Annotated in this window: 12 protein-coding genes; 5 read left to right on the top strand and 7 right to left on the bottom strand. The window is 71.7% G+C overall.

Features of this window, described 5'->3' with window-relative positions; all coding sequences use genetic code 11:
- Nucleotides 1-15 precede the first annotated feature (15 nt).
- From ACGH52_RS11865 to panB, 3 genes are all read right to left on the bottom strand, one after another.
- The gene (locus ACGH52_RS11865) at nt 16-837 is read right to left on the bottom strand and encodes an ABC transporter permease (protein WP_059302837.1); all 822 of its coding nucleotides are present in this window, start codon (nt 835-837) and stop codon (nt 16-18) included.
- A complete protein-coding gene (locus ACGH52_RS11860; RefSeq protein WP_076974072.1) occupies nt 834-1865 on the bottom strand; it encodes an ATP-binding cassette domain-containing protein in 1032 nt (343 codons plus the stop codon). Before ACGH52_RS11860 ends, ACGH52_RS11865 begins: the two co-directional genes overlap by 4 nt.
- Nucleotides 1866-2083: 218 nt before the next feature.
- Nucleotides 2084-2959: a 3-methyl-2-oxobutanoate hydroxymethyltransferase gene (gene panB / locus ACGH52_RS11855; RefSeq protein WP_399938912.1), complete on the bottom strand. Its 876-nt coding sequence runs from the start codon at nt 2957-2959 to the stop codon at nt 2084-2086.
- A 319-nt stretch (nt 2960-3278) separates the two neighbouring features.
- On the opposite strand from panB, the gene ACGH52_RS11850 reads away from it, so the two are divergent.
- The 4 genes from ACGH52_RS11850 (at nt 3279) to ACGH52_RS11835 (ending at nt 6836) form a co-directional block, all read left to right on the top strand.
- Nucleotides 3279-4331 (top strand): endonuclease/exonuclease/phosphatase family protein, encoded by a 1053-nt coding sequence (locus ACGH52_RS11850; RefSeq protein ID WP_399938909.1) that lies wholly within the window; start codon nt 3279-3281, stop codon nt 4329-4331.
- 120 nt (nt 4332-4451) lie between these two features.
- Nucleotides 4452-5693, top strand: coding sequence for an MFS transporter (locus tag ACGH52_RS11845; protein ID WP_399938906.1), 1242 nt, complete (start codon nt 4452-4454; stop codon nt 5691-5693).
- A gap of 79 nt (nt 5694-5772) precedes the next feature.
- Nucleotides 5773-6624, top strand: a complete 852-nt coding sequence (locus tag ACGH52_RS11840) for a helix-turn-helix transcriptional regulator (RefSeq protein WP_210977278.1) — start codon at nt 5773-5775, stop codon at nt 6622-6624.
- Nucleotides 6621-6836, top strand: coding sequence for a DUF397 domain-containing protein (locus ACGH52_RS11835; protein ID WP_399938903.1), 216 nt, complete (start codon nt 6621-6623; stop codon nt 6834-6836). Before ACGH52_RS11840 ends, ACGH52_RS11835 begins: the two co-directional genes overlap by 4 nt.
- Before the next feature lie 6 nt (nt 6837-6842).
- Here the strand turns inward: ACGH52_RS11835 and ACGH52_RS11830 are convergent, their stop codons facing one another.
- The 4 genes from ACGH52_RS11830 to ACGH52_RS11815 form a co-directional block, all read right to left on the bottom strand.
- Entirely contained in the window at nt 6843-7067 is a 225-nt protein-coding gene (locus ACGH52_RS11830; RefSeq protein ID WP_059302830.1) for a hypothetical protein, read from the bottom strand.
- Between the two features lie 331 nt (nt 7068-7398).
- Nucleotides 7399-7896 carry an FBP domain-containing protein gene (locus tag ACGH52_RS11825; protein WP_059302829.1) on the bottom strand — a complete coding sequence of 166 codons (498 nt, stop codon included), beginning with the start codon at nt 7894-7896 and terminating at the stop codon, nt 7399-7401.
- Nucleotides 7893-9431, bottom strand: coding sequence for an MFS transporter (locus ACGH52_RS11820; RefSeq protein ID WP_399938901.1), 1539 nt, complete (start codon nt 9429-9431; stop codon nt 7893-7895). The genes ACGH52_RS11825 and ACGH52_RS11820 overlap by 4 nt, the downstream gene beginning before the upstream one ends.
- Nucleotides 9432-9879: 448 nt before the next feature.
- Nucleotides 9880-10461 carry a TetR/AcrR family transcriptional regulator gene (locus ACGH52_RS11815; protein ID WP_210977280.1) on the bottom strand — a complete coding sequence of 194 codons (582 nt, stop codon included), beginning with the start codon at nt 10459-10461 and terminating at the stop codon, nt 9880-9882.
- 128 nt (nt 10462-10589) lie between these two features.
- Between ACGH52_RS11815 and ACGH52_RS11810 the strand changes: the two genes are divergently transcribed.
- A complete protein-coding gene (locus tag ACGH52_RS11810) occupies nt 10590-11426 on the top strand; it encodes a hypothetical protein (protein WP_247701046.1) in 837 nt (278 codons plus the stop codon).
- The last annotated feature ends 42 nt before the right edge of the window (nt 11427-11468 follow it).

Below are 11468 nucleotides of genomic sequence, written 5' to 3'. Positions count from 1 at the left end.
CCGCACGTGCGCGGTTCAGGTCTTCGTACGGAACTTGTGGATGGCGATCGGTGCCATCACCGCGGTGATCGCGGCCGCCCAGCCGAGCGTGATCCACAGGTCGTGCGCGACCGGGCCGCCCACCATCAGTCCGCGCGCCGCGTCGGCGAGCGTGGACAGCGGGTTGTAGTCGGTGAAGGACTGCAGCCAGCCCGGCATCGACTGCGTCGGCGCGAAGATCGAGGAGCCGAACTGCAGCGGGAACAGCACCATGAAGCCCATCGCCTGCACCGACTGCGCGTTCTTCAGGACCACGCCCAGGGTGAGGAACACCCACATGATCGAGGAGGCGAACACCGCGGACAGACCCACCGCCGCGAACAGCCCGGCCCAGTGGTTGATGTCGAAGCCGACCAGGACGGCGACGATCATCAGCACCGTGGTGGCGAACAGCATCCGGGCCATCTCGACCGCGATCTTCGCGAAGAGCACCGAGCCGCGCCCGATCGGCAGCGACCGGAAGCGGTCCATGACACCGGAGTTGAAGTCCTGGCTGAAGCCGGTGCCGACGCCCTGGGACAGCGTCATGCTCATCATCGCGATCATGCCGGGGATGACGTACTGCACATAGCCGTCCTGCCCGCCGCCCAGGGCCTGGCCGATCGAGCCGCCGAAGACGTAGACGAACAGCAGGGTGAAGACGATCGGCATCAGCAGCGCGTCGAACATCGACTCCGGGTCCTGCCGGATCCACAGCAGGTTGCGGCGGACCAGTGCGCCGGTGTGCCGCACGTGCGCACGCGGCGAGATGCGCGCGTCGGCGGCGGTGGCGGAAGCGGTGGTGGTGGCGGCGCTCATACGGCGACCTCCTCGCGGGCTTCGTCGGTGGTGGGGGCGGGGTCCTGCGGGGCACTGGCGCGGTGGCCGGTGAGGGACAGGAAGACCTCGTCCAGGCTGGGGAGTTCGGTGGTGACGGCGGAGAGGGTGATGCCGCGCGCGGTGACCGCGCCGACGACGGCCGTCAGCTGCTCGTCGCTGAGGATCGGCACGAGCACGGCACCGCGCTCGGCGTCCACCGTGGAACTGGCGAGCCCCGTGATGCCCAGCTCGTCCAGGTAGGCGGCGAGCGGACGCAGCTGCAGCGGGTCGGCCGGGCGGACCCGCAGGGTGCGGCCGCCGACCTTGGCCTTCAGCTCCTCGATGCCGCCCTTCGCGATGACCTTGCCGCGGTCCACGACGGTCAGCTCGGAGGCGAGCTGCTCGGCCTCCTCCATGTACTGGGTGGTGAGCAGCACGGTGACGCCGTCGCCGACCATGCGCTTGACCTCGTCCCACACCTCGTTGCGGGTGCGCGGGTCGAGGCCGGTGGTGGGCTCGTCCAGGAACAGCACGGCCGGGTGCCCGATCATGGAGGCCGCCAGGTCGAGCCGGCGCCGCATGCCACCGGAGTAGGTGGACGCGGGCCGCTTGCCGGCCTCGGTGAGCGAGAACCGCTCCAGCAGCTCGTCGGCGCGGGAGCGCGCGTCCCGGCGGGACAGGTCGAGCAGCCGGCCGATCATGTAGAGGTTCTCCCAGCCGGGGAGCTTCTCGTCCACGGAGGCGTACTGCCCGGTCAGTCCTATGACCCGGCGCAGCTGCCGCGGCTGCCGTACGACGTCGTACCCGGCGACGTGCGCCTGGCCGGAGTCGGGGGTGATGAGGGTGGACAGGATGCGTACGAGGGTGGTCTTGCCGGCGCCGTTCGGCCCGAGCACGCCCATCACGGTGCCCTCGCGCACGTCCAGGTCGACGCCGTCCAGCGCCTTGGTCTCGCCGTAGTGCTTGACCAGCCCCCGCACGGTGACCGCGCTGTCCGCGGCCCGGGGGATGTCGTCGATTCGCTTCATGCCCCAGACGATGGCAGGCCCCACCGACAAACCGCCGACATCCCACCGACAGCACGGCCAACGACGCCGACATCCCACCGACAAGCACCGCAACCATCAATTGAGGCACCACGACGGCGAGCAACCGGCTCCGCGAGAGCGGCGCCGGTTTAGGCGCAAAGAGCGGCCCCGCCGACGGGGGAGGATCGGCGGGGCCGGTGTCGTACCGCGATGGTCTGCTAGTGGACGGAGTGCTCGTCCTGGGGGAACGTGCCGCCGACGACGTCCTCGGCGTACGCCTTCGCCGCGTCGCCCATGACCTTGCGCAGGTCGGCGTACTGCTTGACGAACTTCGGCACCCGGCCGCCGGTCAGCCCGAGCATGTCGGTCCACACCAGCACCTGGGCGTCGGTGTCCGGGCCCGCGCCGATCCCGACCGTCGGGATGTGCAGGGTCCGCGTCACCTCGGCGGCCAGCTCGGCCGGCACCAGCTCGAGGACGACCGCGAAGGCGCCCGCGTCCTGCACCGCCTTGGCGTCGCGCAGCAGCTGCTGGGCGGCTTCCTCGCCCCGGCCCTGGACGCGGTAGCCCATGGCGTTGACCGACTGCGGGGTGAGGCCGATGTGCGCCATCACGGGGATGCCGGACTCGACCAGCAGCTTGATCTGCTCGTGCGACCGCTCACCGCCCTCCAGCTTCACGGCCCCGACGCCCGCCTCCTTCACCAGCCGGGTCGCCGAGCGCAGCGCCTGCACCGGTCCCTCCTGGTAGGAACCGAAGGGCAGGTCGCCCACGATCAGGGCGCGGCTGGTGCCCCGGACGACCGCAGCCGAGAGCATCGTCATCTCGTCCAGCGTGACGGGCACGGTGGTCTCGTAGCCGAGGTGGCAGTTGCCCGCGGAGTCGCCGACGAGCATCACCGGGATGCCGGACTCGTCGAAGACGGACGCGGTCATGGCGTCGTACGCGGTGAGCATGGGCCACTTCTCGCCGCGCTCCTTGGCGGCGGTGATGTCCCGGACGGTGATACGACGGTTGATCTTGCCCCCGTACAGCGCCCTGCTCCCGTCGGCGGGGGTGCGCTGCGGCGTCTGGGCAGCCGAAAGCTGCGTCATGGCAACGGCTCCTTCATGTCATCTCGAGGCGCCCTGACGGCGTCCCCGGATCCCTTCCATGGTGGCACTTGTGGCGGCCCGGCGGCTAGGGGACCCCCGTCACGTACCCCGTCCGGGGTCGGAGTGCGACTCATGGGGTCAAATGTGCCCGTTCTGTCACAGAGTCGCCCGTCCCGGGGCGGCGCGGAACTCCGCGGGGCGGCCCGTGCGTCCTCGTGCCGTACGGCCGTCGAGGGACGGCGGGATCGGAACCGATCATCCCCTATGGTGCTGAGTCACAGGGGGCGACGGTGTGCACAGCAGGCAGTGAGGCAACGGTATGGCGCAGCAGGCGTACATGACGGAGACGGACGGCGGCGGCTCGGACCCCGAGCGCCGGGAGAACCGGATTCGGCGCCTGCTCGACCGGGCGGTCGGCGGCTGGCGCGGCGACCGGCGGATCTGGCGCCGGGGCCTGGTCACGGCCGTGGTCGCCCTGCTCCTGTCGGCGGTCATGGCCGCCCACTCGCACATCCCGAACGCCATCGGCAACCTCGGCAGCCTCACCGAGACCTTCCTGCCGTGGTTCGGCCTGCTGATCCCGGTCCTGCTGGTGATCGCGCTGGTCCGCAAGTCGGCGACGGCCCTGATCGCGCTGGTGGTGCCGGTCAGCGTGTGGCTCAACCTCTTCGGCGGCCTGCTCTTCGACAAGACCGGCTCCGGCGGCGACCTCACCGTGGCCACGCACAACGTCAACGCCGACAACGCCGACCCGGAGGGCACCGCCCGCGCGGTGGCCGCCGCCGGCGCGGACGTGATGGCCCTGGAGGAGCTGAAGGCGTCCGCCGTCCCGACGTACGAGAAGGCGCTGGCGGCGAAGTACCCGTACCACGCGGTCGTCGGCACCGTCGGGCTGTGGAGCAAGTACCCGGTCAGCGACGTGAAGGCGGTCGACATCGAGCTGGGCTGGAAGCGCGCGATGCGCGCCACCGTCGCCACGCCGTCCGGACCGATCGCGGTGTACGTCGCCCACCTGCCCTCCGTACGGGTGAAGCTGGAGGCCGGTTTCACCGCCCGGCAGCGGGACAAGAGCGCCGAGGCCCTCGGCGAGGCCATCGGCCACGAGAAGCTGCCCCGCAAGATCCTCCTCGGCGACCTCAACGGCACCATGAACGACCGCTCGCTCACCGCGATCACCTCCCAGCTGCGCTCCCCGCAGGGCGCCGTGGGCAGCGGCTTCGGCTTCAGCTGGCCGGCGTCCTTCCCGATGGCCCGCATCGACCAGATCCTGGTCACCGGCGTGGAACCCATGACGAGCTGGACCCTCCCGGCGACCGGCAGCGACCACCTGCCCATCGCCGCGCGTGTGAAGGTCGACACAACGGCTTCCTAGAATTCGTCCGCGGAATACCCGCCCTGAGAGTCTTTGTTCCGTACGGGAACATACAGTCGTCCCCGCCCGGCCCTCGCGGCCTCCCGTACGCAACCCCGCTCTCGAAAGGCGAGACCCTTCATGCCCCTGGCCCTGCTCGCCCTTGCCGTGGGCGCCTTCGGCATCGGCACCACCGAGTTCGTGATGATGGGCCTGCTGCCCGACGTCGCGGACGACCTGGGCATCTCCATCCCCACCGCCGGCCACCTCGTCTCCGCCTACGCGCTCGGCGTCGTCATCGGCGCCCCGCTGCTCGCGGCGGCGACGACCCGGATGTCCCGCCGCGCCGTCCTGATCGCCCTCATGGCGCTCTTCGTCCTCGGCAACGCCCTGTCGGCCGTCGCCCCCGGCGAGATCTCCCTCCTGGCCGCCCGCTTCGTCAGCGGCCTGCCGCACGGCGCCTTCTTCGGCGTCGGCGCGGTCGTCGCCACCGGCATGGTCGCGCCGGAACGCAAGGCCCGCTCCGTCTCCCTGATGTTCCTCGGCCTCACCGTCGCCAACATCGTCGGCGTCCCGGCCGCCACCGCCATGGGCCAGCAGCTCGGCTGGCGGGCCACCTTCCTCGGCGTGAGCGCGATCGGCGTGGCGGCGATAGCCGCGCTGGCCCTCCTCATCCCGCGCGACAGCGCCCCCGCCCCCACCACGGGCCTGCGCGGCGAACTGGCCGCCCTGCGTTCCCTGCCCGTCTGGCTGGCGCTGGGCACGACGGTCGCGGGCTTCGGCGCGCTCTTCGCGGCGTACAGCTACATCACGCCGATGCTGACCGACGCCGCCGGGTTCGCCGAGACCAGCGTGACACTGCTCCTCGCCCTCTTCGGCGTCGGCGCCACCGCGGGCAACCTGCTGGGCGGACGCCTGGCCGACCACTCCCTGCGCGGCACCCTCTTCGGCGGCCTCGCCTCCCTGGTCGTGGTCCTCGCCCTCTTCCCCCTGCTGATGCGTACGCCGGTCACGGCGGCCGCGTCCGTGGCCCTGCTCGGCATGGCCGCCTTCGTCACCGGCTCCCCGCTCCAGCTCATGGTCATGGAGAAGGCCGCCGCGGCCCCCTCCCTGGCCTCCTCCGCCAACCAGGCCGCCTTCAACCTCGCCAACGCCGGGGGCGCCTGGATCGGCGGCCTCGCCCTGGCCGCCGGATTCGGGGTCACCTCCCCGGCGACGGCGGGCGCGGCCCTTGCGGTCCTCGGCCTCGCGGTCGCGGGGGCGGCGTGGGCGGTGGACCGGCGGCACGCGGCCACCGCTCCGGCTCCCGGGCGCGAGCGCGTGGTCGCGGCACACGTGCCGGAGGCCGACAGGACCGCGTCCCACGCCGGAGTGACGGAGTGACCGTTTCCCGTCACGCAGCGTAGACGCCCCCTCTATCGTGTCGCGGACGCGATGCGACGCGTACGACGGAGGGGTGCGGATGCCGGTGAACGGCGAGGCGGAAGAGCCGGGTTGGGAGGTCGACCCGGACGACGAGTGGGGTGTGGCCGTCCTCACCACCGTGGGGAGGCAGCTGAAGCTGCGCCGCGAGGCGGTGGGCATGCGGGCGGGCGACTTCGGGGTGGCGGTCGGCTACGGCGAGGACCTCGTCTACAAGGTCGAGGGCGGGAAGCGGATCCCTCGCCGGGAGTACCTGGAGAGGGCGGACCAGGTCCTTGAGGCGGGCGGCCTCATCGCCGCGGCCTGGGAGGACGTGAAGAGGGTTCGGTATCCCAAGCAGGTGCGGGACTTGGCGAAGCTGGAGTCGCGGGCCGTCGAGTCGCTTTCGTACGGCAGCTACAGCCTGCACGGGCTTCTCCAGACCGAGGAGTACGCGCGGGCACTCCTCGGCAGGCGGCGGCCGGCCCTCAGCGATGACGAGGTGGAGAGCGCCGTCGCCGCACGGATGGGTCGCAAAGCGATGCTCGAACGGGTCCCGGCCCCAGAACTCAGTTTCGTCCAGGAGGAGGCGACGCTGAGGCGTCCTGTGGGAGGCACGGGCGTGCTGCGGCGCCAGCTGGCGCACCTGCTGGAAGTGGCGCAACTGCGGCATGTGGAGATCCAGGTGATGCCCACGTCTCGCGGTGACCACCCGGGAGGCGGACGAATGCAGGTGCTCAAGTTCGAGGACGGCACCGCGGTCGGGCGGGCCGACGATGTGTTCGGTGGTCGGCCTGTCACGGATCCCCGGCAACTGCGAGTGCTCGAACTGCGCTATGGCAGTATCCGGGCCGAGGCGCTGCCCGCCAGGGAGTCAGTGGCCTTCATCCAACAACTGCTGGGGGAGACATGAGCCGTAAGGACACACCTGGAGACCTCGCCGACCTGGCCTGGTTCAAGAGCAGCTACAGCGATACAAGTGAACCCACCGACTGCGTCGAGGTCGCGATAGCCTCCGCCACCGTCCACGTCCGCGACTCCAAGCGCCCCCACGGCTCCCGCCTCGCCGTCACCAGGACGGCGTGGACGGGGTTCGTGGGGGCGGCGAGGGCTCTGGCGCCCTGACCTGGCTCAGACGCTCGTCGTGTGGGCGTGGGCCGCCGCGCCGCCGAAGGGTGCGGAGGCGCCGAGGCCGGTGGTGACGGCGAACGGGCCGGACTCCGCGTGGAGGCCGGCACCGAGGCCGCCGTCCCCCGCGAAGAGAGCCGTGCTCGCGGTGAGGCCGATGCCGCCGGACACCTGGTCCAGGTCAGCGTCGGAGATCTCGGCCGTCTGGACCTGGGGGACAGTGTTCATGGCAGGTCTGTTCCTTTCGTGGGGAAGGGGAGCGGTGCGGCCGCGCACCGATCAAAGCACGGCGTTCAACGGCCCACCATCGGCGAGCCGTTGAACGCAGCCGCCCGGCGCCGCGGACTTCACCGGTGTGTGCGTGCGGTCAGGGAAAGCGCCCGGATCTTCACCTCATCCCCGGGAGCACGGCCCGGTACGGTGCCGCGAGAGGCTCGGGCCGCCCCGCGCGGTTCCACCGCACCCCGGCCGTGCGGCCGAGCGAGGAACGCTGTGGAGATTCACGGATTTTCCCGGACCGATCCGGGGCCGGGTTTCTGGCGTATCCGCCCCGTCGGCCTCAGTGGAGGATCCGCTCCAGGAACGCGTCGAGGTTGCCGCGCAGGCGCTCGATCTGCTGCTCGACGGTGAGGGACTCCTCGATACGCCCGCCGGGTGCCGCCTTCTTCCGGCCCCGTACGTACAACGAGCAGTCCAGGTCGGCACAGATGTAGAGCCCCACCGAGTTGCCCTCGCGGCCGGCCCGGCCCGCCTTGGCGGCGGTCGTGAGGGAGACGCCGTTGCCGGGATGCGTGGTCAGGCACAGGGAGCACATGCTGCGACGCAGGAAGCCGCGGTTGCCGGAGGCGGAGCGCAGGGACAGGCCGACGAGTCCGGCGTCGCGCTCGACGACGAGATAGCTGCGATCGGGCGCGGACAGATCGGACCAGCCCAGGAAGTCCAGGTCGTCCCAGTGGTCGAGGTCCGCCAGGTTCTTGGGCAGGGGGAGGCGTTTGGCCGCGCCCTTCGAGCAGTTGACGAACGAGGTGCGGATGTCGTGCTCGGTCAGGGGTTTCATGAAGGATCCTTGGAGGGTCGTACGGTGAGGCCCGCCACCAGGGCGGCGAGCAGCAGGACGCCCGCCGAGCACCAGTAGGCGACGGAAAAGCCGTGCACCATGCCCGCGTCGAGGGTCGCGCCGTCGTGGGCCGGACCGCGCTCGTGCGCGTCGACGTAACGGCCGGTGGCGCTGGTGGCGACGGTGTTGAGCAGTACGGTGCCCAGCGAAGCGCCCATCTGCTGCACGGTGTTGAGGACGGCCGAGGCCACACCGGCGTCCTGCGCGGGCACCCCGGCGGTGGCCGTCGCGTAGACCGGCATGAAGGTCAGGCCCATGCCCACACCGAGCAGCAGCAGGGCGGGCAGCACGTGCGGGACGTACTGCGCGTGCACGGTCAGGCGGCTGAGCAGCACCATGCCGACGGCGGCCAGCACCATGCCGGACGACATCAAGATGCGCGGCGCCGTGCGGGGCAGCAGGCGGGCCGCGATCTGGGTCGCGCCGATGACGATACCGGCCGAGATCGGCACGAAGGCCAGACCGGTCCGCACCGGCGGGTAGCCGAGGACGACCTGCAGGTAGTACGTCAGGAACAGGAAGACGCCGAACATGCCGATGGTGGCCAGGCCCATCGTCGCGAGCGATCCGGCCCGGACCCGGTCCTTGACGAGGCGCAGCGGCAGCAGCGGGCTTCCCGCACGGCTCTGCCACCACACGAAGGCGGCGAGCAGGAGCACCCCGGCCACGAGCAGCGTGAGCACGAACGGGCTGGACCAGCCGCGAGGTTCGGCCTCGCTGAAGCCGTACACGAGAGCGACGAGCCCGCCGCAGCCCAGCAGCGCGCCCGGCACGTCCAGGTGCCCGCCCCGGCGGCCGGGGCGGTCGCGCAGGAAGACCGGTGCGCCGAGCAGGGCGGCCAGCGCGATGGGCACGTTGACGTACAGGGACCAGCGCCAGTTCAGGTACTCGGTCAGCAGGCCGCCCACGATCAGCCCGACCGCGCTGCCGCCGCCGGCCAGCGCGCCGTAGACGCCGAACGCCCTGGCCCGCTCCTTGGGGTCGGTGAACGTCGTCGCCAGCAGTGACAGGGCCGAGGGCGCCAGGACCGCCGCGAACGCGCCTTGCAGGGCCCGCGCCGCGAACAGCATCCCGGGGCCGGCCGCCGCGCCGCCCAGCGCGGAGGCCGCGGCGAACCCGGCCAGGCCGATGACGAAGGCGCGCCTGCGGCCCACCAGGTCGGCGATCCGGCCGCCTAGCAGCAGCAGCCCGCCGAAGGCCAGCGTGTAGGCGGTGATCACCCACTGCCGGTCGGCGTCCGACATGCCGAGGGCGTGCTGGGCGGAGGGCAGCGCGATGTTCACGACGGTGCCGTCGAGGATCACCATCAGCTGGGCGAGGGCGATGACGGCCAGCGCCCACCAGCGCTTCGGATCAGGGGCCGGTGCCGGTGCCGGTACCTCGGTCGCGGCGGGAACCTCGCGGTCCGGGGAACGGCCGGTGGCCGGGGAAGGGGCGGACGGGAGGGATTTCCCTCCGGGACGTTTCTTGCTCATGGCGATCACGCACGTTTCGTGTCGAAGTGCTGTCGAGAGAGCCGGCCGGGAACGGTCGCGGTGATGACGACGGGCCGGGCTGCGGAGCACGGGGACACGCCCCCGCGGCCTGCGCGGCGAAGAACCGCACAGGCCGGGACGTCTCGAGACGCGACACCTCGGGAAGATGCCGAAGACAAGAAACTAAAAGGGGGGAAGAGCTACCGCGCGCCGCAGAGGAGGGAGGGCACACGGCCGGAGGCAACTATGGCCGCAACGCATTGTGCACGGTCCATGTCTCTCGCCTCCTTCCAGGCAGGGCACGCGATGCGTGTCGACGCCGAGCGCGCCGAGCGGGGCGGCAGAGAACCTGCCGCGCGAATTCCCGGCCAGACTAACCCATCGGCACCACCGCGCGACCGGAATTACCGGGGCTGCCCAGCGCCCCGCGGCGTGACCTCATTGACCGTCATCCGGCTGAGGGGGACCGTGTGACCGGCCCGAACATCACGCCCGCCAGCGCCCCGAAGGCGGCTTCCGGATTCCGCCCGTCCAGCAGACCGTCAAGGCTGTGGGAGAGCAGCAGCGTCGCGAAGCCGTGGGCCATCGACCAGGCCGCCATGAAGCCGACGGACGGATCGTCGTCGTAGCCCTCCACGGCCGTACGGAGCATGCTCCGCGTTCGCTCGCGCGCCGCGAGGAGTTCGGAGTCGTCCGGGCGCAGCAGGTCGGGACGGAACATGATCTGGAAATGGGCCGGGTGCGCGGCGGCGAAGCGCACGTACCGGACACCCAGGTCACGCAGGTCGTCCGCCTCGGCGAGTGCGGCGGACAGGAGGCTGTGGCCCTCGGTGGCGATGGCGGTGAGAAGTCCCGCCCGATCCTTGAAGTGATGCGCGGGTGCCGCATGGGAGACGCCCGCGCGGCGGGCCAGGTCGCGCAGGGACAGCGAGGCCGGCCCTTCGGCGGCGATGACGTCGAGGGCCGCGTCGAGCACGGCCCGCCGCAGGTCTCCGTGGTGGTACGGGCGTTCGGGGTGTTCGGTGGGCATGAGGGCAGCCTAGCGTCATCTAGTCATTGACAAGATTCGGTGGTGAAGGAAGTCTGAGCCCGGACAAGCCGTGCGGGCCGAGGGCAAGGGGAGCCGTCTTGAGCAACGACCAAGGACGTGTGAGGCAGATGTGGCACCTCTTGGAGCCCCTGCACGCCGTCCTCTACTTCGCGCCACAGGTCTTCGAGGAGGTCGAGTCGCTCGGCTACCGCACCGGCGAACGCTGGCCGAGTTACTTCGCCCTGCGGGCGGCGCCGCTCGGAGCGCCCGGAGCCCGGCAGGTGGCTTCCGCGTTCTACAGCTTCAGCCCGCGCACGGTCGCCGAGCACATCCCCGCCGCCTGGGACGTCGCGGCGCCGGGCAAGGTGCTCGACGCCCGGACACGCGGCATCGGCCGGGCCTACCGCGCGCTCTTCGGGGCGCTCGCGGACAGCCCCGAAGTCGCCGAGGCCGCAGTACTCGCCCGCCGGGCGGCGGAGGCCGCACCCACCGAGGGCCGCCCGCTCGCCGCCGCCAATGCCGCGTTGCCCTGGCCTTCGGAGCCGCACCTCGTGCTGTGGCAGGCCGCGACGATCCTGCGCGAGCACCGCGGCGACGGTCATCTCGCCGCGCTGCTGACCGCGAACCTCGACTCGGTCGAGGCGCTGGTGTCGTTCGCCGCGATCGGTGCGGCGCCGACCGGCGTCTTCACGAGCCGCGGCTGGACCGAGCACGAGTGGGCGGACGCCCGCGAGCGTCTCTCCGCAAGGGGGCTGCTGCACGCCGACGGCTCCGCGACCGACGCGGGCCGCACCCTGCGTGCCGAGGTCGAGCGCCGCACCGACGAACTGGCCGCCGCCCCCTGGCGGACCCTCGGCGACAAGGGCACCGCGAGGCTCGCCGAACTCCTGGGCCCCCTCTGGCTGGAGGTCCTGGGCTCAGGCCTGCTGCCTCGCGACACCACACTCGGCATCGGAAAGGTCTGACATCTCGCGCCGGGACGGTGATCACGTCCCGGCGCCCGTGCG

It is taken from the genome of Streptomyces sp. BBFR25 (assembly GCF_044590125.1).
GTDB lineage: Bacteria > Actinomycetota > Actinomycetes > Streptomycetales > Streptomycetaceae > Streptomyces > Streptomyces canus_D.
This window is presented reverse-complemented; position numbering and strand designations above follow the sequence as displayed.

Excerpts from the sequence above, each read along its gene's own strand:
- ACGH52_RS11865 (WP_059302837.1), bottom strand. The coding sequence starts at position 837 with ATGAGCGCCGCCACCACCACCGCTTCCGCCACCGCCGCCGACGCGCGC.
- ACGH52_RS11860 (WP_076974072.1), bottom strand. The coding sequence starts at position 1,865 with ATGAAGCGAATCGACGACATCCCCCGGGCCGCGGACAGCGCGGTCACC.
- panB (WP_399938912.1), bottom strand. The coding sequence starts at position 2,959 with ATGACGCAGCTTTCGGCTGCCCAGACGCCGCAGCGCACCCCCGCCGAC.
- ACGH52_RS11850 (WP_399938909.1), top strand. The coding sequence starts at position 3,279 with ATGGCGCAGCAGGCGTACATGACGGAGACGGACGGCGGCGGCTCGGAC.
- ACGH52_RS11845 (WP_399938906.1), top strand. The coding sequence starts at position 4,452 with ATGCCCCTGGCCCTGCTCGCCCTTGCCGTGGGCGCCTTCGGCATCGGC.
- ACGH52_RS11840 (WP_210977278.1), top strand. The coding sequence starts at position 5,773 with ATGCCGGTGAACGGCGAGGCGGAAGAGCCGGGTTGGGAGGTCGACCCG.
- ACGH52_RS11835 (WP_399938903.1), top strand. The coding sequence starts at position 6,621 with ATGAGCCGTAAGGACACACCTGGAGACCTCGCCGACCTGGCCTGGTTC.
- ACGH52_RS11830 (WP_059302830.1), bottom strand. The coding sequence starts at position 7,067 with ATGAACACTGTCCCCCAGGTCCAGACGGCCGAGATCTCCGACGCTGAC.
- ACGH52_RS11825 (WP_059302829.1), bottom strand. The coding sequence starts at position 7,896 with ATGAAACCCCTGACCGAGCACGACATCCGCACCTCGTTCGTCAACTGC.
- ACGH52_RS11820 (WP_399938901.1), bottom strand. The coding sequence starts at position 9,431 with ATGAGCAAGAAACGTCCCGGAGGGAAATCCCTCCCGTCCGCCCCTTCC.
- ACGH52_RS11815 (WP_210977280.1), bottom strand. The coding sequence starts at position 10,461 with ATGCCCACCGAACACCCCGAACGCCCGTACCACCACGGAGACCTGCGG.
- ACGH52_RS11810 (WP_247701046.1), top strand. The coding sequence starts at position 10,590 with ATGTGGCACCTCTTGGAGCCCCTGCACGCCGTCCTCTACTTCGCGCCA.